Here is a 26,014-nt window from a genome sequence, read left to right on the forward strand (position 1 = left end):
TATGAGAGGCACGAATTCTCTCCCAGAAAAAAGGGGGAAGGAACATGCAAACATTGGAACCAGCAAACGGCTTAAACGGTTCAAAACATAGGAAAATGGCAACCATGTTATCAATCATTCCAGGCATGGGCCAAATGTATAATAAACAATTTGTAAAAGGTCTTATTTTTCTAGTACTAACAGGTTCATTTATTGTAGCATTTGCTGATTTATTAAATATGGGATTATGGGGAATTGTAACGCTTGGTACAGAAGTTCCACGTGACCATTCTGTCTTTCTATTAGTAGAAGGAATCTTGGCACTCATCGTCATCGTGTTTGGACTCGGAATATATGCATTTAATTTATATGATGCATACCAAAACGGGAAGAAACGTGATATAGGAACACCGTTAAACTCTGTAAAAGAGCAATACCGTAATTTACTAGATCAAGGTTTTCCATATTTAATGGTTTCACCAGGTTTTCTATTACTTATCTTTGTAGTTGTATTTCCAATCATCTTCGTAATTTTAATTGGATTTACGAACTATGATTTATATCATTCTCCTCCAGCTAAATTAGTAGATTGGGTAGGGTTTAAAAACTTTATTGATATCTTTACATTACCGATGTGGAGAGAGACGTTTTTAAGTGTATTTTCTTGGACTGTCATTTGGACATTCGTTGCAACGACATTACAAGTTGCGCTTGGTATTTTCTTAGCGATTATCGTAAACCAGCCTGGTATTAAAGGGAAGGCAATTATTCGGACAATCTTCATTTTACCGTGGGCGGTCCCAGCATTCGTATCTATTCTTGTTTTCTCTGGTATGTTTAACGAAACATTTGGAGCAATTAACAATCAAGTATTAGCTTTATTCGGTATTGAAAAGATCGCTTGGATGACGGATCCATTTTGGGCGAAGATTGCTTTAATTATGATTCAAACATGGCTTGGATTCCCATTCGTCTTTGCAATGACGACAGGTATACTGCAATCGATTCCAGGAGAATTATATGAAGCAGCTACAGTAGATGGAGCTACAGCTTGGCAACAATTCCGTAAAATTACATTGCCACTTGTCTTATATGCAACAGCACCAATATTAATTACGCAATATACGTTTAACTTTAATAACTTTAGTATCATTTATCTATTTAACGGCGGAGGTCCTGCTGTAGCGGGGCAAGATGCAGGTGGAACAGATATTTTAATTTCATGGATTTATAAGTTAACGATGACTTCGGCGCAGTACGGAAAAGCAGCAGCTCTTACAATGATTTTATCGTTAATCGTTATTACAGTTGCGTTATGGCAATTTAAGAGAACAAAATCATTCCAAGAAGAGGATATGATGTAAATGAATATTAAACGACAAAAGATGTTACGTCTCTCATTAAGTTATTTAGTTATCTTTGTAATGTGTGCCATTATTTTTTATCCATTATTATGGATTATTGGCTCATCGTTTAATCCGGGTGATAGTTTATCAGGATCAAGTATTATTCCGCAAAATGCAACGTTAGATCATTATCGTAAGTTATTAGATCTGGAAAATAGTAATTATTTACTTTGGTATAAAAACACATTAAAAGTAAGTGTTTTAACGATGATTTTCTCGGTGTTAGCAATTAGTTTTACTGCTTATGCATTTTCGAGATATCGTTTTGTTGGAAGAAAGAATGGTTTATTAACATTTTTAATTCTGCAAATGATTCCAAACTTTGCGGCGTTAATCGCACTATATGTATTAGCGCAGTTAACAGGATTAATCGATACACATCTTGCATTAATTTTAATTTATGTAGGCGGAGCAATCCCTATGAATACATGGCTTATGAAAGGGTATTTTGATACGATCCCGAAAGAGTTGGATGAATCAGCTCGCATGGATGGAGCTGGACATTTCCGTATTTTTTGGCAAATCATTATGCCACTTGCAAAGCCAATCGTGGCAGTTGTAGCGTTATTCACTTTCATCGGTCCATTTACAGATTTCATTTTAGCGAGTATTATTTTGCGCACACCGGAAAATTATACTTTAGCAGTTGGACTCTATGAAATGGTAGCGAAGAAATTTGGTAATGAATTTACAACGTTTGCAGCCGGTTCAGTATTAATTGCAATCCCGATTTCGATTTTATTCTTATCATTACAAAAATACTTTATTTCTGGTTTAACAGCTGGAGGTACGAAGGGATGAGAAATGGGACATTATGTCCCATTTTTCTTTTCATCTCTCTATAAAAAATTATAGAGAGATGAAAAGAGATTTGACATCGCATATGAAAAGAAGTGAAATAAATAGTATATTATAGTATAGGAAAAAAGAGCTATATCCCTTACAATACATGGAGAGGGAGAATATGATAAGTTTTGCAAGATAGAATAAATAAATGAATAAATAAATGAAAGTTTGTGACTTCTCCTATGACTTGCAAAGAGTGCAAGATAAAGTGAAACTTTAATCAGTGGGGTTGTTGTTCATCCTCACTGATTATCAGCTCTCACCAATCGGGCTTTTACTGGCAGCCTGACTCCCACCTAACTTCTTTGCTTTCGCTGAATTTTGAGGTGGGGGTCTTACTGCCCAGCAAATAGCGGGATAAAATATATGAAAATGGCAGAGAAGTGAAAGGAGGGGATTTTTATGACAGTTACAATTAAAGATGTGGCGAAGAAGGCGAACGTAGCACCATCAACTGTTTCTCGTGTAATTGCTGATAATCCAAGTATAAGTGAAAAGACAAAGCGCCGTGTTCGAAAAGTAATGAGTGAATTAGGGTATCATCCAAATTTAAATGCAAGAAACCTTGCAAACCAAACGACGAAGACACTTGGCCTTGTTATGCCGAGTTCTGCAAGTAAAGCTTTTCAAAATCCGTTTTTCCCAGAAGTTATAAGAGGAATTAGTTCATTTGCACATGTGGAAGGGTATGCGCTTTACATGTCGACTGGTGAAACGGAAGATGAAATTTTTAATGGTGTTGTAAAAATGGTACAAGGTCGTCAAATCGGTGGTATTATTCTTTTATATTCAAGAGAGAACGATCGGATTATTCAATACTTGCATGACCAAAACTTCCCGTTTGTTTTAATTGGAAAACCATATGATCGAAAAGATGAAATTACATATGTAGATAATGACAATTATACAGCTGCAAGAGAAGTGGCAGAATATTTAATTTCACTAGGCCATAAACAGATCGCGTTCATTGGTGGTGGATCAGATTTACTTGTAACGAGAGATCGTTTAGCCGGTATGAGTGATGCTTTAAAACTAGCAGACATTGTATTACCAAAAGAGTATATTTTACATTTTGATTTTTCAAGAGAAAGTGGTCAACAAGCCGTTGAAGAGTTAATGGGACTGAAGCAACCACCGACGGCAATTATGGCAACGGATGATTTAATTGGACTTGGTGTACTAAGCTCACTTTCTAAAAAAGGATTCGTTGTACCGAAGGATGTTTCTATTGTAAGCTTTAATAATGCTTTATTATCAGAAATTGCGAGCCCTCCGCTTTCGACAGTTGATGTAAATATATATCAGCTAGGATATGAAGCAGCAAAAGCTTTAGTTGATAAAGTAGAGAATGCTGAGTTAACTGCAAAGTGTATCATTATTCCGCATAAATTACTGAAGCGTCAAACTTGTGATCACTATGCATAAAAAAAGCTAAGAGTTTAACTCTTAGCTTTTTGCTTTAGAAAGGCTTCTAAACGGTCACAGCCTTCTTTTAAAGTTTCGATGCTATAAGCATAGGAAAGGCGAAGGTAGCCTTCACCGTATTCAGAAAATGCTGTCCCAGGAACAACGGCTAGCCCGGCTTCTTTTACAAGATCAAGTGCAAAATCAAATGATGAAGATGTTAAATGTCCAACATATGGGAATAAATAAAATGCACCTGTTGGTTTCTCAACCGTTAAACCCATTTGAATGAGTCTATTATATACGTAATCACGGCGTTTTTTGTATTGATAGCGCATCATCTTCGGAGCATCTTTAGCAGCTGTTAAAGCTTCGATTGCAGCATATTGAGCGATTGAAGTAGCACATGTAACATTGTATTGATGAACTTTTAATATGTGTTTTGCTAAATATTCTGGAGCAAATAAAAGTCCGATACGCCAGCCGGTCATAGAATGTGATTTTGATAAGCCGTTAATGACAATCGTCTTATCACGCATTTCTGGGAAATGAGCGATAGATGTGTGTTTTTCTTCATATACAAGCTCACTATAAATTTCATCAGAAAGAACGAAAATATTTTTATCTTTTAAGACAGATACAATATCTTCTAATTCTTCTTTTGATAAGGTAACACCAGTTGGATTAGAAGGATACGGTAAAACGACGCATCTCGTTCGTTCTGTAATTGCATGTTGCAATGCTTCAGCTGTTAAACGAAATCCAGTTTCACGAACATCTACAAAAATTGGCGTTGCACCGCATAGTCGAATAATCGGCTCGTAACCAGGGTAAATAGGAGCAGGTAAAATTACTTCCGTTCCTGGTTCTAAAATAGTTCGGAATGCAACGTCAATTGCTTCACTAGCACCGATTGTAACGATGGTTTCGTTTTCAGCTGAATAATGTAAATCGTAGTTATCTTTTACAAAGTTACAAGCGGCCTTTCGTAATTCTAGTAAACCAGCGTTATGTGTGTAGCTTGTATAATTTTCTGTAATGGCCCGTTTTGCCGCTTCTTTTACGAGAGAAGGTGTAGGGAAATCGGGTTGCCCAATTGTTAAAGAGATAAGATTATCATAGTTTTGAATCATATTAGAGAATTGGCGGATTCCAGAAATTTGGATGTCCTTTACTCTAGGATTAATGAATTGTTCCATTGTATCTCCCTTTCTTCCGTTTGAAAATTAAGTTCATTTTATCATACTTTCTATGATTACGCTTTGTATATGAAATTTAGAAAGAGAGAACAGAAAAAAAGCCGCTATAAGCGACTTTTTAGTATCCGTATTCCCAATCTATTTCATCTTCATTCCAAAGTACAGAGGATACTTTGCCAAGGTGAACAACTGATTCGTTCACAGCACATGTGCAATCTGCTTCTCCTGTTTTATGCTGTAATTCCTCATACACTGATTTTTCAACATTTTCTAGAACAACCAAATTTTCTTCTTTTAAAACAAGCGTAGTACCCGCCATATTTATCTTCCTCCTACTAAAGTAATGATCACTTATTTGTAAACATAGATAGTATGGATTATATGCTGTATTTTACTGTAGTTGTCCGTCTAGTGAAGTATTTTTATATTTTCTTTGTAATCCGTATTCATTGTATACTGTATGAAGGGAATTTGGTACAGGGTTTACAATCATTTCGAAAATCTGTAACAATTAATATGGGTTGTTAACAAAGAATTAATAAATATGTTAAGAAAAATCAAAATTTTAAAACAAATACACTAATAAAATGATATAATCATATCAAAATACATATAGGGGATGAGAGGCTATGGAGCTTATCCGTGATTTATTGATCCAAATTGCCATCATTATTTTGCCACTATTTTTATATGAAGCGATTCGTTTAAATCGCTATCAAGAAATGCCTCCGAAGCCGAATCGTTACTTTATTATGTTTTTATCTAGCGTTACGCTCGTGCTCTCCATGACCTATTCTATTTGTTTTGACAATGTTTGCGGGTATAACTTTCACCCAATCCCAATTGTCAGTGGTTTTTTATATGGTGGGATTGTCGGTTTAATCCCAGCGGTTATTTTTGTTACATATGAATGGGCACTAAAAGGAATGAGCTTTCTTCCAGTTGTAGAAGTAATATTTCTATTAATAGTTCCATTGTTCTTATCAAAGAAATGGTCTCTTTTTTCAAGGGATAAGAAGCTAATTTTAGCATTTATGATTTCGTCATTTTATGTATTGGTTTTTCTAGTATTTGGCATGATTAATGTGCTGTTAGAAACAGGTTTTACACCGTATATTTCGCAAATATATAGCGGGTTTATATTTGCCTCGCTTATTATGGTTATGACTATGGTATTTCAGGTGTATTTAACGGAATATTTAAATGAAAACGCATTACTACGTACTGAGATGCAAAAATCAGAAAAACTTAATATTGTAAGTGAGTTAGCTGCAAGTGTTGCGCATGAAGTTCGAAATCCGCTCACTGTGGTACGTGGGTTTATTCAATTGCTAGAGAGTACGGAAGATGTAAAAAACAAAGATTATATGCGTCTCGTATTAGCTGAACTGGATCGTGCTGAACAGATTATTTCAGATTATTTAAATTTAGCAAGGCCTCAAATTGAAAAAAAAGAACATATTTGTTTATCAGCACAATTAATTGAAATGACAACGCTTATGTCATCATTTGCGGCGATGCAGGGCGTTTATTTGCAAGTTGAGATTTCTGAGAGCCTTTATACTATCGGTGATAAAACGAAATTGAAGCAAGCTATTATGAATGTTGTTAAAAATGGTATTGAAGCAATTCAAGGAAACAAAGGGTATTTAAAAGTCACGGCTATTCAAAAAGATGAAATGATAATAATAAGAGTTAAAGATAGTGGCGTTGGGATGACAAAAGAACAGTTAGCAAGACTTGGACAACCGTATTATTCTTTAAAAGAAAAAGGAACAGGATTAGGTCTTATGGTAACATTTAGTATTTTACAAGCACATAATGGTACATTGGAATATAAAAGTGAAAGTGGAAAAGGAACTGAAGCTATTATTATATTGCCAGCTGCACGATATAAGGAATAAAAGTTACCGGTAGAAGGTAACTTTTTATTTTATTATGCATTAGAAAATATACAGAAGTTTATTCATTTGTTTTTTCTTGTTTTGTTCGAATGAATAAACTTCTAAATGATTGAAAGAAGCTTTGCTCTTTTGAGGCGGCGACTAATCTTTTTGTTTCTTGAATTTCGCGAATAACTTGCATAAGTTGTGTATCACGGCTGCTGTCTTTATTGTAAATTTGATGGACAAGTTTATTCATTTTTTCTTCTTGTTTAGATTCTCGCTTATACATATGATTCATTAATAAGTCCATCTTTTCTTTCTGGAGTGCATCGGTTTGAGCGGCATGATCAACTAGATCTTGTAACATTTTTTCTTGAGATCCTTCCTTTACATAAACTTGTTGCATAAGTTCATCTAATTTCTCGTCTTTTAAACGATTTTGTGTAATGAGAGTAGAGTTTTGATGAATAATTGCTTCATTTAATTGAGCAAGCATTTCAAGTTTTAACATGAATTCCTCAAAGTTACGTCCATCTTCTTTTTCTTTTGGTTGTATTTCTTGCTTATCTTGAATAACAGGTACAGGTGGGGACTCTTTTTCTTTTAAAATAATAGGTATTGTTTCTGAAATATCTTCTTGTAATGTAGCAGCTCTTTCATGTATAGATTTCAATAGTTTTAAATCATCCAATTTATAAATACGAGCATCAGCTGTTTTTGAAATGATATAACCGTGTTCCTCTAAGAGTTGGCTATATTTTCGGACTATATGTTTTGGGATACCTGTTTTATTTGTAACATCTTTCGTTTTATAAATAGCTTCCATGAATTTTCCTCCCCAAAAAGTATCGTATATATCATTTCAATCTTTTATGAAGACTTCCTTTGAAAAAGAATGTCGGAAGGTTATTAGTTTTCTACAGCATTAGTGAAAAGATGAGGAAAAATGAATGTTTTTGGCGGAATGGAGAGGAAGAGCTAAAATAATGTCTGAAAACATACATAGAAGAAGTTTGTTATAATAGCTGAGGAAAAGAAATTGGTAGGAACACGGAGGTACACATGAAGCAATTAAAAGGTATTATCATTTCAATTATTGCAATTCTTTCTCTTTTGGTAGCAGTATATGAAGTACTTGTGCCAGAGGAGACAAGTACTAAAAAAACAACTACGTATGATCAAATTTTAGAGTTCCCGAAAGAACGATATCCAGAGACCGGGAAACATATAGCGGATGCTATAAAAGAAGGGCATTCAGAAATGTGTACAATTGATCGTAATGGTGCAGCTGATAGAAGGAAATTATCGTTAGCGCCATATCCGACGAAGAAAGGTTATGATCGCGATGAATGGCCGATGGCGATGTGTAAGGAAGGCGGAAAGGGAGCTCATATTGAATATATAAGTCCAGCAGATAACCGCGGTGCAGGTTCTTGGGTAGGGAATAAGCTAGACAAATATCCAGATGGTACGCGTGTGAAATTTGAAGTGAAGTAGTAGTTGCATATTTCATAATGAAGGAGAAGGGAACTATGGAGTTAACAATTTCTTATTCACAATTAATGTTGATGAACTATGACGGTGAGCAGCCTTACGTAGATTGGACAGATGAAGATTTTGAAAGAGGTTATGCTAAGGCGGATGGAACTGTTATTTTTGAAGCACTCTCTGATTATACTTGTGAAGTAAAAGTGACTTGTGGAAAACATATTGAGAAAGAAGAAGTGATTAGAACGGTTACGGTTCCTTTTACAGTTGAAAATGAATGTATCGTTGTAACTAGTATTCTTTCAAATAAATTTCAAATCCATATTCCAAATGGTGAGTATACCGTTGTATTACAGGCAATTCCTCTTGAAGAGCCAACGGATGATGAATTATATAAAATACAATATGAATTCTTTTTTGAAAGTAAAGTATAAAAAATGGGTTATCCTTTTGGAGGATAACCCATTTTTATTATGCGTTTGTTTTTAAAAGGGAACGAGCATCTTTTGCTGCTTGCACCATGTGTTCTAAAGCCGGAATAACTTCTTCCGTTCTTCTAGTTTTTAAACCGCAGTCTGGATTAATCCAGAAATATTTAGGATCACATACTTGTAAAGATTGCTCTACGATTGCGAACATCTCATCTTTACTTGGGACACGTGGACTATGAATGTCATATACACCTAGACCAATTCCTTTTTCATATGTTGTATGTTTTAATGTATCAATAAATTCTCCGTGACTTCTTGATGTTTCGATAGAAATCACATCTGCATCTAATGCGCGAATCGCCTCTACAATATCTTCGAAGTTACTGTAACACATATGGGTGTGAATTTGTGTTTCGTTTGCTACAGAAGATGTTGCTAAAAGGAATGATTGAACTGCCCATGTAATGTATGCATCCCAATCCTTTTCTTTTAACGGCATACCTTCACGAAGTGCGGGCTCATCGACTTGGATTACTCTTATTCCGGAAGATTCAAGTAATTCAATTTCATGACGAAGTGCTAGTGCGATTTGATATGAAACTTCTTTTCGTGAAATATCATTTCGAACGAATGACCAATTTAGAATAGTGACAGGTCCAGTGAGCATACCTTTTACTACTTTCTCTGTTAAGCTTTGTGCATATACAGTTTCTTTAATAGTCATTCCATTTATAAAGGCAACATCGCCATAAATAACAGGTGGTTTTACGCAACGAGAACCGTATGATTGTACCCATCCGTTTTTAGTAAAGGAGAAACCAGCAAGGCGCTCACCAAAATATTCGACCATGTCAGTTCTTTCGAATTCACCATGCACTAGTACATCAAGACCAATATCTTCTTGGTAACGAATCCACTTCGAAGTTTCCTTTTCAATGAACTGATTATATTGTTCATTTGTAATATCACCGTTACGCCACTGTTTACGAGTTTGACGAACTTCGGATGTTTGCGGGAAGCTACCGATAGTTGTTGTTGGTAACAACGGTAATTGTAAAGCTACTTGCTGTAGTTCATATCGTTTTTCAAATGGAAGAGGACGTGAGAAATCTTCTTCTTTTAATGCTGTTCGTGCTGCTTTAACATCTTCTCGGTTACGTGCAGCAGATGAACGAATTGTATGATGTACGTTTCGGTATGTTTCTAGCTCATTACTAATGCTTTCTGTACCTTGAGTTAGAGCAGAATGAATAAGAACTAACTCTTCTAATTTTTGATTTGCAAATGCTAGCGCATCAAATAGCTCAGTCGATAAGTGAGTTTCTTCTGTTTTATCGATTGGTGTATGCAATAAGCTACAAGAAGGCTGAACGATGAAATCTTTCGTTTGGACTTGTTTTTGTAGCGTTGTAAATAACGTAAGAACTTCATCAAGGTCAGCTCTCCAAATGTTACGGCCATCTATACAACCGACAGCTAAAATTTTATCAGCTGGGAATCCATATTTTGAAATAGCATTTAGATTTCCTTCTTTACCATGAACGAAATCTAATCCAATACCAGATACAGGGAATGAAATGATTTCTTCATAGTTTTCTTCTACACTATCAAAATATGTTTGTAAAAGAAGAGTCGCATTTGGAACTTCTTTACGAATAGCTTCGTAAATTTCTTTTGCATGTTGAATTTCTTCTTTCGTTAAAGAAGCGAAAATCGGTTCATCAACTTGAATGATTTGTGCACCAGCTGCATGTAGTTCTGAAATTAGTTGTACGTAAGGTGCAACTAATTGGTTTAAAATCGTAGCAAATTGCTCTTGTGTATAGCCTTTCGCTAATTTTAAGAAAGTATATGGTCCTAAAATAACAGGCTTTCCATCTACTCCTAATTCTTGTTTTGCCTCTTCATATAAGCGAAGTGGACGATTATCTTTTAAAGAGATTTGTAATCCCTCTTCATATTCAGGAACGATATAATGATAGTTTGTATTAAACCATTTTGTCATTTCGGAAGCTACGTGATCTTTAGAGCCACGCGCCATTGCGAAATATACATCAAGGTAAGATGTAAACTCAGAAAAACGTGATGGAATAAATCCTAGCATATAAGCAGTATCCAAAACGTGATCATAATATGTAAAATCGCCAATTGGAATGAGTTCAATCCCTTTTTCTTGCTGTGCTTTAACGTGTTGAAGGCGAATTTCTTTCATTGTTGTTAAAAATTGTTCTTCATCGATTTTATTGGACCAAAAGGCTTCCAATGTTTTTTTCCACTCTCGTTGTAGTCCGATACGTGGATAACCTAAATTACTTGTTTGAATTGCCATTTCAAATTCCTCCCTAATTGAAAGTAAGCATTTCCGTTTACTAGGAAATACCTATAACAAAAAGTACAAAGGCATAGAAAATAAGCCTTCCTTTTTGTTTTAACACCTCATCATCATCCGTGAATCTATCAGTGTTGCTAAAACAGGCAGGTCTCCTGACTTATGCTTCATATAATTTCTTTCACCTTCCCATTTTCACAGTGGTATAGAAAAGAAATCTCAGCATTTACAGTGGCGGGACCGTGTTGGAGTTTCACCAAGCTTCCCTTTTAAACACGAAACAAAATGTTCGTGTACCCATTTTCCTTTTGAAAGGAATTTAACAAGCGATATGATATTGAAACAAATTCTAACACAATTTTTAGAATTTTGTCTACTGTTTTAAAATAAGAAAATTCCAAAGTTTTTTATTTTTATTATTCTTATTTTTCTGACTAGCTAGAAGGGGGAATTGGATTAAACTTATAAAGAATTGTGTACTTGTACAGGGATAAGATGCTAGTTATGTTATTTAAGAACCGGTCCATATTCTGGAATAAGGAAGGGAATTGGATAGTTCATTTTGAAATAGTAAGTTATCACAAAAAAAGAACAAAATAGCTATATAAAGATGCATATACTAAGTTTATAGAAACGGGGAATTTCAATGGGAACAAAGTACACAAAATATTTATTCACCGCCAAAACATATAGTTTCAGCAGCGACAATTGTAATGAATGAACAAAAAGAAATCCTATTAATCAAGGGGCCTAAAAGAGGGTGGGAAATGCCAGGTGGACAAGTTGAAGAAGGAGAGTCTTTGAAAGATGCTGCAATAAGGGAAACTAAAGAGGAAACGGGTATTGATATTGAAGTTTTAAAATTTTGTGGAGTATTTCAAAATGTGAACCATTCAATATGTAATACGTTATTTTAGCTAGACCAGTTGGCGGTAAATTAACGACTACACCAGAAAGTTTGGAAGTAGGGTTTTATCCTATTGAACAGGCGTTAGAAATGGTGAGTTTTATGAATTTTAGACAAAGAATTGAATACAGTTTGGATGAAAATCAACAACCTTTTTATATAGAATTTTAAGAAACGAAATTCTATTATAGGACACTATTGTTGAATAAATCTTAGATTTTCAAACGATTTTATTGTTATATTTTTGAGTACAGTGAATTATCCTATATCGAAAATTAAACAACTATATGATACCCCCGTCCTAAATTAGAACGGGGGTATGTTTATCTTAGGTTTTAAAATTAAATAACTTTATTGTCTTTTTACAGTCTCTTTTTTACAAGCTTAACCTTCACCGATATCAATTTCTGAAAGTCGCCCTGCAACTGCATCTGTAAGGAGGGTGTTTAACCATTGCAATTCAACTGTAATATGCTCAATAACGCTTTGCAAAATATATAGTTGTGCACGTGGAATTTTTCCTTTGCTACAATCATAAATAGTTTGCATTTTATGTAAATATTGAACGGTATCATTTTTCTTCTTTTCTAAAATAGGAAGTAACTCTTGATCATCACCAAAATGAGCGAAAGAGAGTGCTGAATAAATTGGTTTATATATTTGATTTTTTGCTTCGAATTGTTTTAATAGTAACGTGTGAAATAACCGTTTTCCTTCTTCTGTTATATGAAAGATTGTTTTATCTGGTCTATTCGTATCTCGAACAATAGTTGTAATACTAATTGCACCTTGCTTTTCTAATTGCTCGAAGGCGTAGTAAAGTGATCCTTTTGCATATTTAATATAACAATCCATTTGTCTTTCTTTCATGATGTGCTGCACTTCATATGGATGTTTATCCCCTTCGAGTAGCAAGCCGAGAATGACTAATTTCATGCTCATGCTGTTTCAACTCCTGTATATAGAAACTTAATCCCGATTGGTGAGGGATTATAATCAGTGGAAATGGTCCTATGCTGATTAAAGTTTTACTTTATATATTATAAACGGCATACCCTTTTTCATAAAGGGTATGCCGTTTCTTTTTTCTATACTAACTTACTTGCTTTTGTTTTTGTTTCGTTTTTGGTCCGGTAAAGAGGCGTTCATTTCCCATAAGTAAAATACAAATAATACTTAATACAGCCGGGATAAGTGCCCAGAAGAATGTACTGGCAATAGATGTAGCAAGAGCTTCTTTAATACCAGTTAATATTTCAGCTGGTATTTTATCGGTAGCACCTGGTGATAATAAGAAACTTGTGTCTCCACCTTTTGGGGCTAATTTTGCTAGTTCAGGAGGGAACACAGTGTTTAGTTTATCTGTAAAAATATGATTTTGAATGGTACCGAAAATCGTTACACCAAGGGTCATACCGAGTGAACGGAAGAATGAGTTTGTTGATGTAGCAGAACCACGGTCTCTCATTTCTAATTTGTGGATAGAAGACATACTTAAAACTGAGAATGAGAAACCAACACCAAGTCCAGCGAGAACCATAAATAGCGTTACGAGTACACGTGGTGTGTCCATTGTTAAGGTGCTTAGTAAATAAATACCAAGAACGAAGAAAACACCAGACACCATCATGATGTTACGATAACTTGTTCGAGAAGCTAACTGTCCACCTGTTTGACTTCCAATTACAGAGCCGACCATCATAGGTGTTAAAATCAATCCAGCATTTGAGGCTGAACCGCCGAGAACACCTTGAACGAAGATTGGAATATATACGGTACAGATGATAAAAGCGGCGCCATAGAAAAAGGCAACCCCTTGGCTAGCTGCGAATAAAGGTTTTTTAAATAGATGGAATGAAATGATAGGCTCAGTTGCTTTTCTTTCTACGAAGAAGAAAATAATAAGCATAATAACAACTGTTGTAAATAGACTGATAATTACATTGGAATTCCATGCGTATTCTTTACCACCAAGTTCTAAGGCGAACATTAAGCAAACGATACTAATAACAAGTGTAATAGCGCCAGCCCAATCAATTTTTTGTTTTCTAAATTCTAGAGATTCACTGTAGTATTTAGTAATAAAGAAGAAGGAGATAAGCCCTAATGGAATATTAATATAGAAGACCCAATGCCAACTTATATAGTCCGTAATATAAGCGCCTAATAAAGGGCCAAATACGCTAGATGTCCCGAAAACCGCACCGAATAGACCTGTCATTTTTCCGCGCTTTTCTGGTGGGAATATATCGTACATAATTGTGAAGGCGATAGGCATAAGAGCGCCGCCACCGATTCCTTGAATTGCTCTATAAATACTTAGCTGCTCAATGCTAGATGCTGTTCCGCAAAGTGCGGAACCGAATAAGAAAAGAATGAGGCCACCAATATAAAAGCGTTTCCGTCCGTACATATCAGAAAGTTTTCCGAAGATAGGCATCCCTGCCATTGTTGCTACCATATATGCAGATGTGACCCAAACGAACTTGTCAAATCCTCCTAAATCTCCAACAATCGTTGCCATTGCTGTTGCAACGATTGTATTATCCATTGCTGCCATTAAAATACCAAGTAGTAAACCAGCAACAACAAATTTTGTCTTGTTGGAGTCTTTTTTTAATAATTGAGATTCCAAATATAACCCTCCTTTAATAATAAGTACACTATATTAAGTTTTGAGTGCAGCGCATAAAAAAATTAATATAGTTCTTTCAAATCAATTTACACAAGTGCACTGACAAAGCCATAAAGAATATTATAGTCAAATTTGACTAAAAGGCAAACTTTTTCTTCCGTCAAAATATTCTGTTGTATGGACAGCGAAAGAGTGAGTAATACTTAATATTGGTATAAAGTCAATGAAGGAAATTGTAAAAAAATATTTCGGTAAGAATACCTTCTGTTAACAGAGGAAAAATGGTTTTTTCTTTATATTGTCGAATAGGATAAAAGGAAGAGTAATAACTATATATCTTTTGTAACAAGCTTTATTAATATCGTGTAGAGAGGCAGAATAAGGTCGTATGGATGATGCATCTGAAATGGGGTGAATATTATTATGAAAATGTGGAAACGAATTTCGGATCAAGGAAGGCGTTCAATACCGCTACAACCGGTGTTATGGATTGATGGCTCAAAAAAGGAAAACGAATGTCCTAATGTAGCAGTTACATTACAAATCCGTAGTATGTATAAAGAAAAATTTTCATATGAACTGACCTATGATGTAAATGACATACTTATTATTCGAATTGAAGTTGAAAATAAAGGAATGGAAATGATTTCACGAGTTGTAGTAAGTCATATGATTCGAGATTATTTTGCATATATTCCAAACTCATTAAAGGTTGATAAGGGGATGAGTGAGTTTCTGTTCCAGCTTGTAAGGTGGCGAATCGAAAATTTATTACCGAATGAGAAGGTAGAACTAATTTGTAAAATAAAAGCAAATAAAGATAAAGCACTTAAAAACGCATTATTTCAGGCTACATATACATTTCAATATAAAGGATTATCATATGGTCCACTGCAAACAAATGAAGTTGTTGTGCGGCAATGATAAAAAGGAACCTGTATGAAAGGTTCCTTTTTTAGTGAAGGTTGTGTTTTTTGAGTACTTTTTTTTGCTCGATTCCTTTTTTTCCTACATAATTGTTTTTATAACCAAAATATAGAATGAAAAGAAAGGAAGCAACATTTACAATAGCATCAATTTGATCGTTTGTAATAAAGTTCACTCCGAAAGAATTAAATAGTAATTTTAACGATAATAGAAAACCTGCTAGAAAACGTATAATATCTGATAGATTTTCTTTTTGAAGCATATATATCACTCCTTTCTAAAAACGATATATATTATATATATGAAATGAATTAGAAAAGGTATACAAGCTTAAGTAGAAATGTACATTAAATATGTACATTTTTTATTTTGTAGAAAAACATTATTGTTATAGAAACATATATTGGTATAAAAAGGGGGGAGAGTATGAAATATAAAGGGAAAATTAGTGGGTTATTACTTGGGAACACAGTTGCGGTTACAGAATGGATTGCACTTCAGGATGTAATCGCTAAGCTAGATTCGCGATCATTTTTAACCGTCTTTATTATTTATATACTGCAAATGATACTAAGCTGTTATTTTGGACATCGGTACGATAAAAGAACGAATACGCATGAAAATATTGAAGTAGGAGGAATGACGAACAACGATTTTGTCGTTGATTTTTTCGGGAAAGTAGCTGCTTTATCAGAAAGAGATTCTCGTAATATTACAGTGTATATCCTTTCTGTAAAAGAATGGGATGTATTAAAAGACACAGTGCAAGAAAAAAAATTAGATGAGTTAGTCCAAAGAGTAGAACGTACAATTGTAAAGACAGTGCGAAAGGGTGATGTAGTGACGAGGTGGGATGAAAATAAATATGTTATCGTAGCTGTTGATAATGGCTATGAAAAGTCAACAATAACAAATCGATTAATCAAAAATATTCAAAATGAAATAGCGAATGATTTATTAAATGTCACACTATTATTTGGGGCTGCAAGTTATCCGATAGAAGGGAAAACTTTTGAAGATTTGCTTAGAAAAGCACAAAATCAATTGTATAATTATAGAAAATTGCAAAGTCATGAATGAAATTTTGATTTGAAGAAGTATGATATAAAGAGTTTTTGTAACATTTTTTTGACTTTTGTTACAAGGGAAAACTTTTTTTGTAACAAAAGTCTTTAAAAATATATGGAATCAGCATATAATTGTGTGTGGATGTATCAATGCATTTTGCACAATGTTTTCAGTTTAAAAGTGTAGAGGAAAACATGCTCTACACTTTTCCTTTTTAAGAAATTAAAAGAATCTTTGTAAGAGTTGCGAGGTCATCTTCGCACTATGTAAAATGGACAAAGAGGTTATTTGGTAGAAAGCGAGAAAGGGAATGATAGACATGAGAGGTTATAGATTATCTTTTATCAGGTGAAACATTATAGTGTTTCTTGCAGTAGGTAAGATTAAAGTAAATACCTTTATGTTTTAAGACATTACATAATTTCAAGTGCTAAAATTGTACAAGCAGTATAAATAATTATTGATGATCTTCGTAAAAAAGATGCGAGCATGAAATAGATAAAGAAGTTACATGTTTTCATGGGGTTTTTGGCACGATGATCGTTTACTAATAGGAGGAAAAGATGTTGAAATATAATAAATTAGCAATTGTAACTGCATTATCAATGACTTTACTAGCCGGTTGTTTCGGACCGAAACCAGAAGAGGAATTATATGTTGCATTTGAAAATGCTGCAAAGCAAGAAAAAACAATGTTTGAAGATGCAAAGAAACTTGAAACTTTAGAAAAAGAGGGACAAGAATTATATAACCAGATTGTTCAAGAAGGAAAAGATAATAATCAAACTGTTAAGGAAAAACTGAACCAAGCAGTGAAAAATACAGATGAACGAGAAAAAGTACTTAAAAAAGAAAAAGAATCTTTAAATAAGGCACAAGAAGAAGTGAAATCAGCAGATAAATATGTGAAGAAAATTGAAGATAAGAAATTGAAAGATCAAGCGGATAAAGTGAAAAGCACATATGAGAAACGACACGATTCATTTAATAAGATGTATGATAGCTATAATAAATCGTTAAAACAAGAAAAAGAATTATATACAATGTTACAAGATAAAGGTACAAAATTAAAAGATATAAGTGAAAAAGTAAAAGTAGTAAATCAATCTTATAAGGATATTGAATCAGAAAAAGATAAGTTTAATGAATTCACGAAATCCTATAATACAGAAAAAATAGCTTTTTATAAACAAGCAAATATTAAAATTAAAGAAGAGAAAAAATAAAACAGTTTGGCCTATAATTGGCCAAACTGTTTTATTTTTTTGTATAGGTACGGCTATACCATGGAACTGGTTCGCTTAATTTTTTTTCTTGTTTTAATGCTTCAGGACCAATATAATCTTGCAGTGTTTTTTTTGCTATTGTTAAAGATAAGGTTGTTTTCGGATTTCGATAGGAGGATTCAAGGTGACCAAGATGTGGTAGGGTGCGAAAATCATCTTTCGTAGGAGGGATATGGAAAAAATAATCACCTAAACGTATAAGGACATCGGATTGTTGTTGACTAAAACGTGGATTTCTAGAAAAATGTAATCCTTCTTTGATAGCCTTCTTTTCAGTAATTAAGCGTTCTAAAGCAGTCTTTTTTAACCAGTATAAGTACTTAGGGTTAGTTGCAGCTTTAGCATGACGATTCACAACGAAAATAGATTGAGCTAGTCTGTTAATAGAATGTTGGTTATGTAATTGAGATTGTGGTTGTGAAGGTTTCATATTGAATCTCCTTTCAAGTTTTCCTTAATTATAGCATAAATAAAATGGGTTTTTATTATATGCAAAAAGTAATTGTATATATTTTCAATATTAAAGCAATATTGTTACAAAAAACAACTATTTTGTATAATAGTAATAGAATATGTTTCAGAAATTTGATAATGAAAGAGTGAGAAGTTTGAAAGAAATATTAAAACAACAATATGCCATTATAGACATTGGTTCTAATACAATGCGCTTAGTTATTTATGAAAAACAAAGCGGAGGCTTTTATAAAGAGATTGAAAATACGAAAGTGGTCGCTAGGTTAAGAAATTACTTAGTAGATGGTGTATTAAGTGAAGAAGGAATAGAAGTATTGTTACAAACATTATTTCAATTTCAAGAAAGTACACGATTCCATAATTTACACCATGTGCTTTGTGTCGCAACGGCAACAATTAGACAGGCAGAGAATCAAGATGAAATTAAAAAACTTGTTGAAGGACAAACAGATTTTACTCTAAGAGTTTTATCAGAATATGAAGAAGCGCGTTACGGTTATTTAGCAGTTATGAATTCTACTTCATTTTCAGAAGGAATTACAGTTGATATTGGTGGGGGAAGCACAGAAGTTACATACTTCCGAAATAGAGAAATTTTAGAATATCATAGCTTTCCTTTTGGAGCACTTTCTTTAAAGCAACAATTTATTCAAGGGGATATTCCTACTACAGAAGAGTTAGAGGAAATCAAAAACTATTTATGGAATCAATTTCGAACGTTACCATGGTTAATCGATAAAAAATTACCTCTTATCGCAATTGGTGGGAGTGCGAGGAACTTGGTGAAAATCCATCAAAATTTAATTTGTTATCCTATAGCTGGATTACATTTATACAAAATGAAAGAAGAAGATATTCAACATGTAAAAGAGGAATTAAAAGAATTGTCGTTCATAGAGCTTCAAAAGTTAGAGGGGTTAGCAAAAGATCGAGCGGATACGATTATTCCAGCTATCGAAGTCTTTCATATACTTGTTAACGTTATAGAGGCACCGGCATTTGTATTGAGTAAAAAAGGATTAAGAGAAGGTGTTTTCTATGAAGAATTAACGAAAGATTTGGGGATTTCATACTATCCAAACGTAGTAGAAGAAAGTTTACATCTATTATCATTTGAATACGAAATGGATATGGAATTTGTAATTCAACTTATTAAACAAGGAACATTGATTTGTAAACAACTTGAAGGAGTAGGGCTTATTTCTATGTCGGAAAAAGACTGGGAAATATTCCATCAAGCGGCGAAAGTATTTAATATTGGGAAGTACATAGATGAAGAAGCGAGCCGATTACATACGTTTTATTTACTAGCGAATAAAACAATTGATGGTATGATGCATAAAGACCGAGTTAGATTAGCGCTTATTGCCTCATACAAATCAAAAATGTTATTTAAACAACATTTAGCTCCATTTGAAGGTTGGTTTGAGAAAAGTGAACAAAAAAAAATTCGGTTATTAGGAGCTGTTTTGCAATTTTCAGCTGCTTTAAATGTGAGACAAAGATCGCTTGTTGAAACGATATCTATAACAGAAAGTAAAGAAGGATTAACATTTAGAATTGTATGTGAGCAATCGGCGTTATCAGAAAAAGTACAAGCTGAAAAGCAAAAAAAGCAGCTGGAAAGAGTATTGAAAACGAATATTAACTTATCATTTGAATCAAAACGTTAAGTTGTACGGATGTCTTTACAAAAAATTAACACTTTGGAATATAGTAATTTGATAAAATAAAAGTAACTAAATTATAGTGAAAAAGTTTCAAAGGGAAGTGTGAAGAGAATGGAATTGCTAAAGGGGAATTTAGTAAATGTAAATGATACAGCTTATTATAATAACCGTGAGTTGAGCTGGCTAGCTTTTAATGAACGTGTACTACAAGAAGCGCAAGATGAAAATAATCCACTTTTAGAAAGATTAAAGTTTATTAGTATTTTCAGTTCAAATTTAGATGAATTTTTTATGGTGCGCGTAGCAGGTTTGAAAGATCAAGTAAGTGCCGGATTTAATCAGCCAGAAAATAAAGCGGGTTTAACACCGAAGAAACAGTTAAATAAGATTGCGATAAAAGCTCATGAGTTAATGACTGTACAGTATGACACGTTTAAAGGTTATGTATTGCCAGCGCTTGAACTAGAGGGGATTGAGCGTCTAACGTTCCATGATTTGACGAAAGAGCAGAGGGAATTTATAGAAGAATATTTTGATGAACAAATCTTTCCGGTATTAACTCCTGTAGCTATTGATGCGTATCGTCCATTTCCTATGTTATTAAATAAAAGCTTGAATTTAGCTACTATTTTATACGATGAGAAACAGGCAGAGGAAGAAAATCGCACGAAGTTAGGAATTGTCCAAGTGCCTTCTTTACTGGAGCGTTTCATATTTTTACCGAGTGAAGGACAAAAACATAAATTTATTTTATTAGAAGATGTAATTAGTGGTTTTACTCATAAATTATTCACAGGATATAATGTATCACCCGTTACTCGTTTCCGTATTACACGTAATGCGGATTTAACAATCCATGAAGAAGGTGCACGCGATTTATTAAAAGTAATTGAAAAAGAATTGAAAAAGCGTAAGTGGGGAGCTGCCGTTCGTTTAGAAGTTGGTAAAGAACACATTGATGAAAGAGTGCTAGCGTTATTGTATGAAGTGTTGGAAGTAAAAGATGAAGATGTGTACATGATGGATGGACCGTTAGATTTAACATGTTTATTCTCCTTATATAAAAAACTAGCGCCTTTATATGAACATCTAGTATATCCGGCTCTTATTCCTCAACCTCCTCAAGATTTAGGTGATGAGGAAGATGTATTTGAAAAAGCGATAGAACATGATATTTTATTACACCATCCCTTCGAGTCGTTTCAGCCAGTCGTTGATTTTGTCCGTGATGCGGCAGATGACTCGAATGTACTTGCGATCAAACAAACATTATATCGTGTAAGTGGAGATTCTCCGATTATTCAGGCGCTAAAGGTAGCGGCTGAAAAAGGGAAACAAGTGACGGTATTGGTTGAGTTAAAGGCGAGGTTTGATGAAGAGAATAATGTTCATTGGGCTAAAGAATTGGAACAGGCCGGATGTCACGTTATTTACGGAGTAAGTCACTTGAAAACGCATAGTAAAATTACGTTAGTTGTAAGAAGAAGAAACGGAAAAATTGAAAGGTTTGTACATCTTGGAACCGGAAATTATAATGATGCAACAGCGAAGTTATATACCGATTTTGGATATATTACATCGCGAAAAGACTTTGGTATAGATGCAACAAATTTCTTTAATTATTTGAGTGGCTATACAACGAAACCGTATTTTCATCATTTATCTGTTGCACCATTTGATATAAGAGAGCAATTTATGGATTTAATAGATGAGGAAATCCGTTACCATAGACAATATGGAAATGGATATATTATCGCTAAGATGAATTCGTTAACAGATAAACCGTTAATAAAAAAAATGTATGAAGCATCGCAAGCTGGGGTAAGGGTAGAGCTCATCGTTAGAGGGACATGTTGTTTAAGACCTGGGATTCCAAATGTAAGTGAAAATATTCGTGTAGTTAGTGTTGTGGGAAGATATTTAGAACATAGTCGTATTTATTATTTCCATCATAATGGAGATGAGAAAATATACTTATCTTCAGCTGATTTGATGACACGAAATATGGAAAAACGAGTAGAAATATCTTTCCCAATTTTAGATATTGAAATGAAAGCGAGAATAAAGGCAATTTTACAGCTTACTTTAGCTGATAATGTGAAAACACGTGAACAAAATAAAGATGGTGACTATTATTATATTATTAATAGTGGTGCAGAAGAAATTGATAGCCAAGTGAGTTTATTTAAGTTGGCTTATCAAAATACAGATGCTGAATAATAGAGACAAAGTAAAAACCTCTTAATTTCGATTAAGAGGTTTTTACTTTGTCTCTATTCACGTGTTCCAAAAGTGGAAGAATGAGTAGGGAGAATAGTTTTTATTATATGCGTATGATGGATCGCTTAGTTGAGAGAATAAAAGTGGAAGAATCGTTGTTTTAAATTAGTAATAGTATGGTTGTTGACAAGGCCCTCCGTAACAAGGATAAGGTGCTGGTGGTGGGTAAGGTGGTGGATAAGGCGGATAAAACGGTCTAGGGCCGAAAGCTAATGCTCCGCCGAGCAATCCTCCAGCAATTCCGGCTAGAAATGGAACACCGAAAAATGGAAAGAAGCGTGAGTCGCCTGCTGGGCCAATAGGTGCTGAACGAACTGGGATAGGTTGGTAATATGGATACATGAACAAACCTCCTTTATTGGACTCATTTTTATCATATGGTGGACCAAGCGTGGATGAGCGAGTACAAGGAAGGATAAGTAAGAAAATAGGCGAATTGTTACGAATGTTGTAGGGTGAAGAGTGTAATTTCGGGTTTTGACATAAAGCGGAATGGGACACGTGTTCTTCCAATACCTCGATTGACATAGAGAATCAAATCCTGAATGTTATAGAAACCTTCAATATATTGTTTTGCAAGCGACGGGGTAATAATAGCACCTAAAAAAGGAATTTGTACTTGTCCGCCATGGCTATGACCAGAAAGTTGAAGGTTGATTGGATATGTAGCGATTTGTGGCGCGATATCTGGTTCGTGAACGAGAACAATTGTATAAATATTTTGTTTTGCGTGCTGTAAAGTTTCCGCTATTTTTGGTTTACCTAGTAGTACATCATCGAGTCCGAAAATGGAAATTTCACTATTATCCAGTAAACGAATTCGCTTTTCACTATTTTGTAAAAGTTCAAATCCAGATTCACGCATGATGTGATCATAGTATTCGGTTCCATATCCCCCATGGTCGTGGTTACCATAAATAGAAAATTTACCGAAGGGTGCTTGTATATTCTTTAAAATGGATGCCACAAAAGGAGCCTCGGTATATGTTTGATAATCATCAATGAGATCACCAGTAAAAAGGACAATATCTGGCTTTTCAGCATTAATCTTGGAAACGATTTGAGATAAATGTTGGAGAGAGAGATAGTATCCTAGATGTAAATCGCTAAATTGAAGAATCTTCATACCATGAAAACTTTTTGGTATGAGTTGTGATGTAAGTGTGTGTTGGGTAAAGGAAAGCAAATAGGGTTCTATATATTTAGCATAATAATAGCCGATGCTAGCGGTTATAAATGAATATAGACAAGTGCGTATTCCAGCTTTTAAAAAATTTCTTCTTGTAATTTTTTTCATATACAGGTTACTTGAATCTCCTTTCAGTTTTTTTAAAATATATTTTTAATATTAAAAAAGTAGTATAGATTAAGAAAAAATGAACGAAAAGAAACCTCTTTACGTTAAAATATCAGAAAATATTAAAAATATAAAGATTTCTGTTAAATAAAATGATAAAATGAATGTGTATTCATTTTTTGGAGGGGATGTATGTGAAAGAGAAGGTAGTTATTATAACAGGTGGATCAAGTGGAATGGGAAAAGGAATGGCGACTCGTTTTGCGAAAGAAGGGGCACGAGTTGTTATTACAGGACGTACAAAAGAAAAATTAGAAGAAACAAAGCTAGAGATTGAACAGTTTCCGGGGCAAGTATTGCCTGTACAAATGGATGTACGAAATACGGATGATATTCAAAAGATGATTGAGCATATTGATGAGAAGTTTGGACGAATTGATATTTTAATAAATAATGCAGCTGGAAACTTTATTTGTCCAGCAGAGGACCTATCAGTGAATGGCTGGAATTCGGTCATTAATATTGTATTAAATGGTACATTTTATTGTAGCCAGGCTGTCGGAAAATATTGGATTGAAAAAGGCATAAAAGGAAATATCATTAACATGGTGGCAACATATGCATGGGATGCAGGGCCAGGGGTTATTCATTCAGCAGCAGCTAAAGCTGGTGTATTAGCGATGACTAAAACGCTTGCTGTTGAGTGGGGGCGTAAATATGGGATACGAGTTAATGCTATCGCACCAGGGCCGATTGAACGTACGGGCGGTGCCGATAAATTATGGATTTCAGAAGAAATGGCTAAGCGTACAATACAGAGTGTCCCACTTGGTAGGTTGGGGACACCAGAAGAAATCGCGGGTCTAGCTTATTATTTATGTTCAGATGAAGCTGCATACATAAATGGAACTTGTATGACAATGGATGGTGGCCAACATTTGCACCAATATCCATTTTAAAAGGGATGAAAAATGGATGATGTATTCATTTTTCTCCGGTAAAATGTGACGAAATTGTGACACGTTAGAGAAAGGTGTTTACAAAGGGGAATATATACGGTATATTTAAGACCTCTTTTTTCTTCATAGTAGAATTGCTAATTCCCCTTAGCATTTTACCCCTCTAATCCCTTCAGGAAAACTGAAGGGATTTTTTATTATTTTTCCGTAAATATCGTGTTATAATTTTTGAAAAGTAAAGGGAGGGAAGCACGTTGATAGATGCATTAGATGTAATGAGTAACTTGGATAAAGTCCTTCCTTATTATCAAGCTATTTTTAGTGCTGATGAGCATACAGTAATTGGATATGAAGTTGTAGGACGTATTCAAACAGAAGAGGGCATACAAAGTTTAGCGTCTTTCTTCCATGATGATTCTATTCCGAGTGAGTTCCAACTGGAAGCGGATAATATCATAGTAGAAAAAGCGTTAAATAGGTATTTAGAAACAGATCAAAAATTATTATTATTTATACATCGGAATGCCAATGTATTAATGAATGATGAAGATGAAAGTTTACTTCAACTTTTATTGATGTATGAAAAACAAGGTTTAAATTTGAACCACATTGTTTTAGAGATTACAGAACATGAATGTAAAGAAGATATCGAGCAATTTAATCATTTGCTGATGTATTATCGTACATATGGTATTCAAATTTCGATTAATAAAGTAGGAACGGGTACAAGTAATTTAGAACGTATTAGCGTGTTAGCACCGGATATTTTAAAAGTAGATTTAACAAACCTAAGGCAAACTGCACTTTTACAATCTTATCAAGATATTTTATATTCCTTATCTTTACTTGCTAGAAGAATTGGTGCGACATTGTTATATGAAGAGATTGATGCTTTTTATCAACTACAATATGCTTGGAAAAACGGTGGTAGATATTATCAAGGTAATTATTTGAAAGAATGTTTACCTGATTTTATTGAAACGAATGTTTTAAAAGAGCGACTTGGTAATGAATGTCATCAATTTATTCTGCATGAGAAGAAGAAGTTGCAAAAAATTTATAATTTAACAGAGATGTTACGTGATCGAATTGGTGATGTTCTGTCAAAACAAAAAAAGAATGAAGATATAAATGACTGGTTATTACAATTTAGCCAAAGTGTATCACAATGTAGTTTTCGGATATTTATTTGTAATGAAGATGGTTTCCAGCAATCAGGTAATGTTATGAAAAAAGATGGTGAATGGATTGTGATGCCGGAGTATTATATGAAAAACTGGAGTTGGCGTCCGTATTTTCTCGAGAATATCATGAAAATGCGTTTTGAGAATAAGGCAAGGCTCTCGGATTTATATGCCGATATTGAAACTGGTGAAATGGTACGAACATTTTCTTTTCCGATTGATGATGAAAACTTTTTATTTATAGATTTATCTTATGAATATTTATATGAAGAAGACGTTTTATTTTAATGCACGAAGAGATTCGTGCATTTTTTTGTTTGTTTTTATCATAAATTGGTAATAGTGAAAATAATAATGAA

23 protein-coding genes, 1 pseudogene and 1 riboswitch are annotated in these 26,014 nt (G+C 34.0%); of the genes and pseudogenes, 14 read left to right on the forward strand and 10 right to left on the reverse strand.

The features are described 5' to 3' along the window. Window positions 1-44 precede the first annotated feature (44 nt). From malC to malR, 3 genes are all read left to right on the forward strand, one after another. Window positions 45-1,343 (forward strand): maltosaccharide ABC transporter permease MalC, encoded by a 1,299-nt coding sequence (gene malC, locus JDS80_RS02575; protein WP_071721312.1) that lies wholly within the window; start codon window positions 45-47, stop codon window positions 1,341-1,343. After that, a complete protein-coding gene (malD, locus tag JDS80_RS02580) occupies window positions 1,344-2,186 on the forward strand; it encodes a maltosaccharide ABC transporter permease MalD (RefSeq protein WP_001022608.1) in 843 nt (280 codons plus the stop codon). A 447-nt stretch (window positions 2,187-2,633) separates the two neighbouring features. Next, window positions 2,634-3,656, forward strand: a complete 1,023-nt coding sequence (malR, locus tag JDS80_RS02585; protein WP_199637017.1) for a maltose operon transcriptional repressor MalR — start codon at window positions 2,634-2,636, stop codon at window positions 3,654-3,656. Window positions 3,657-3,670: 14 nt separating this feature from the next. Here malR and JDS80_RS02590 read toward each other — a convergent pair whose 3' ends face one another. Together JDS80_RS02590 and JDS80_RS02595 are read right to left on the reverse strand one after the other, a co-directional pair. Continuing rightward, entirely contained in the window at window positions 3,671-4,834 is a 1,164-nt protein-coding gene (locus JDS80_RS02590; protein WP_071746905.1) for an aminotransferase A, read from the reverse strand. A 118-nt stretch (window positions 4,835-4,952) separates the two neighbouring features. Continuing rightward, window positions 4,953-5,153, reverse strand: coding sequence for a hypothetical protein (locus JDS80_RS02595; RefSeq protein ID WP_000929282.1), 201 nt, complete (start codon window positions 5,151-5,153; stop codon window positions 4,953-4,955). Window positions 5,154-5,463: 310 nt separating this feature from the next. Between JDS80_RS02595 and JDS80_RS02600 the strand changes: the two genes are divergently transcribed. Continuing rightward, window positions 5,464-6,738 (forward strand): sensor histidine kinase, encoded by a 1,275-nt coding sequence (locus JDS80_RS02600; RefSeq protein ID WP_071771543.1) that lies wholly within the window; start codon window positions 5,464-5,466, stop codon window positions 6,736-6,738. A gap of 58 nt (window positions 6,739-6,796) precedes the next feature. Here JDS80_RS02600 and JDS80_RS02605 read toward each other — a convergent pair whose 3' ends face one another. Then, a complete protein-coding gene (locus JDS80_RS02605) occupies window positions 6,797-7,546 on the reverse strand; it encodes a DUF3967 domain-containing protein (protein ID WP_071771542.1) in 750 nt (249 codons plus the stop codon). A gap of 236 nt (window positions 7,547-7,782) precedes the next feature. Here JDS80_RS02605 and nucA point away from each other — a divergent pair, with 236 nt between their 5' ends. Together nucA and comJ are read left to right on the forward strand one after the other, a co-directional pair. After that, on the forward strand, window positions 7,783-8,217 hold the full coding sequence (gene nucA, locus JDS80_RS02610) for a DNA-entry nuclease (RefSeq protein WP_000811509.1): 435 nt from the start codon (window positions 7,783-7,785) through the stop codon (window positions 8,215-8,217). Between the two features lie 35 nt (window positions 8,218-8,252). Next, window positions 8,253-8,642, forward strand: a complete 390-nt coding sequence (gene comJ / locus JDS80_RS02615; protein WP_071771541.1) for a competence protein ComJ — start codon at window positions 8,253-8,255, stop codon at window positions 8,640-8,642. 37 nt (window positions 8,643-8,679) lie between these two features. Here comJ and metE read toward each other — a convergent pair whose 3' ends face one another. Continuing rightward, window positions 8,680-10,968, reverse strand: a complete 2,289-nt coding sequence (gene metE, locus JDS80_RS02620; RefSeq protein ID WP_199637019.1) for a 5-methyltetrahydropteroyltriglutamate--homocysteine S-methyltransferase — start codon at window positions 10,966-10,968, stop codon at window positions 8,680-8,682. Between the two features lie 128 nt (window positions 10,969-11,096). Continuing rightward, window positions 11,097-11,284: riboswitch (cobalamin riboswitch) on the reverse strand. A gap of 397 nt (window positions 11,285-11,681) precedes the next feature. On the opposite strand from metE, the pseudogene JDS80_RS02625 reads away from it, so the two are divergent. Continuing rightward, window positions 11,682-12,046, forward strand: a pseudogene (locus JDS80_RS02625) (NUDIX hydrolase). A gap of 213 nt (window positions 12,047-12,259) precedes the next feature. Here the strand turns inward: JDS80_RS02625 and JDS80_RS02630 are convergent. After that, window positions 12,260-12,817 carry a PadR family transcriptional regulator gene (locus JDS80_RS02630; RefSeq protein ID WP_199637021.1) on the reverse strand — a complete coding sequence of 186 codons (558 nt, stop codon included), beginning with the start codon at window positions 12,815-12,817 and terminating at the stop codon, window positions 12,260-12,262. Window positions 12,818-12,968: 151 nt separating this feature from the next. Then, the gene (locus JDS80_RS02635) at window positions 12,969-14,510 is read right to left on the reverse strand and encodes an MDR family MFS transporter (RefSeq protein WP_071746898.1); all 1,542 of its coding nucleotides are present in this window, start codon (window positions 14,508-14,510) and stop codon (window positions 12,969-12,971) included. 423 nt (window positions 14,511-14,933) lie between these two features. On the opposite strand from JDS80_RS02635, the gene JDS80_RS02640 reads away from it, so the two are divergent. Next, a complete protein-coding gene (locus tag JDS80_RS02640; protein ID WP_071746897.1) occupies window positions 14,934-15,434 on the forward strand; it encodes a hypothetical protein in 501 nt (166 codons plus the stop codon). A 31-nt stretch (window positions 15,435-15,465) separates the two neighbouring features. Here the strand turns inward: JDS80_RS02640 and JDS80_RS02645 are convergent, their stop codons facing one another. After that, window positions 15,466-15,699: an SPP1 phage holin family protein gene (locus JDS80_RS02645; protein ID WP_071771538.1), complete on the reverse strand. Its 234-nt coding sequence runs from the start codon at window positions 15,697-15,699 to the stop codon at window positions 15,466-15,468. A 164-nt stretch (window positions 15,700-15,863) separates the two neighbouring features. On the opposite strand from JDS80_RS02645, the gene JDS80_RS02650 reads away from it, so the two are divergent. After that, window positions 15,864-16,517: a diguanylate cyclase domain-containing protein gene (locus tag JDS80_RS02650; RefSeq protein WP_199637023.1), complete on the forward strand. Its 654-nt coding sequence runs from the start codon at window positions 15,864-15,866 to the stop codon at window positions 16,515-16,517. A 551-nt stretch (window positions 16,518-17,068) separates the two neighbouring features. After that, the gene (locus JDS80_RS02655; protein WP_071771536.1) at window positions 17,069-17,731 is read left to right on the forward strand and encodes a YkyA family protein; all 663 of its coding nucleotides are present in this window, start codon (window positions 17,069-17,071) and stop codon (window positions 17,729-17,731) included. A gap of 31 nt (window positions 17,732-17,762) precedes the next feature. On the opposite strand, the gene JDS80_RS02660 is transcribed toward JDS80_RS02655, so the two are convergent. Then, window positions 17,763-18,221, reverse strand: coding sequence for a YkyB family protein (locus JDS80_RS02660; RefSeq protein WP_000804854.1), 459 nt, complete (start codon window positions 18,219-18,221; stop codon window positions 17,763-17,765). 142 nt (window positions 18,222-18,363) lie between these two features. Here JDS80_RS02660 and JDS80_RS02665 point away from each other — a divergent pair, with 142 nt between their 5' ends. Both JDS80_RS02665 and JDS80_RS02670 read left to right on the forward strand, forming a co-directional pair. Then, window positions 18,364-19,938 (forward strand): Ppx/GppA family phosphatase, encoded by a 1,575-nt coding sequence (locus JDS80_RS02665; RefSeq protein WP_139254665.1) that lies wholly within the window; start codon window positions 18,364-18,366, stop codon window positions 19,936-19,938. Between the two features lie 108 nt (window positions 19,939-20,046). Next, entirely contained in the window at window positions 20,047-22,155 is a 2,109-nt protein-coding gene (locus tag JDS80_RS02670; protein WP_199637025.1) for a polyphosphate kinase, read from the forward strand. Between the two features lie 165 nt (window positions 22,156-22,320). Here the strand turns inward: JDS80_RS02670 and JDS80_RS02675 are convergent, their stop codons facing one another. Next, a complete protein-coding gene (locus JDS80_RS02675; protein WP_002122065.1) occupies window positions 22,321-22,557 on the reverse strand; it encodes a hypothetical protein in 237 nt (78 codons plus the stop codon). 97 nt (window positions 22,558-22,654) lie between these two features. Further along, window positions 22,655-23,512 carry a metallophosphoesterase gene (locus JDS80_RS02680; RefSeq protein WP_071746891.1) on the reverse strand — a complete coding sequence of 286 codons (858 nt, stop codon included), beginning with the start codon at window positions 23,510-23,512 and terminating at the stop codon, window positions 22,655-22,657. Between the two features lie 194 nt (window positions 23,513-23,706). Between JDS80_RS02680 and fadH the strand changes: the two genes are divergently transcribed. Next, window positions 23,707-24,471: a 2,4-dienoyl-CoA reductase gene (fadH, locus tag JDS80_RS02685; RefSeq protein ID WP_098498808.1), complete on the forward strand. Its 765-nt coding sequence runs from the start codon at window positions 23,707-23,709 to the stop codon at window positions 24,469-24,471. Window positions 24,472-24,725: 254 nt separating this feature from the next. Next, window positions 24,726-25,943 (forward strand): EAL domain-containing protein, encoded by a 1,218-nt coding sequence (locus tag JDS80_RS02690; RefSeq protein WP_000564312.1) that lies wholly within the window; start codon window positions 24,726-24,728, stop codon window positions 25,941-25,943. Window positions 25,944-26,014 lie beyond the last annotated feature (71 nt).

This window comes from Bacillus cereus group sp. N8 (genome assembly GCF_016483685.1).
In the GTDB taxonomy this organism is placed as follows: domain Bacteria; phylum Bacillota; class Bacilli; order Bacillales; family Bacillaceae_G; genus Bacillus_A; species Bacillus_A proteolyticus.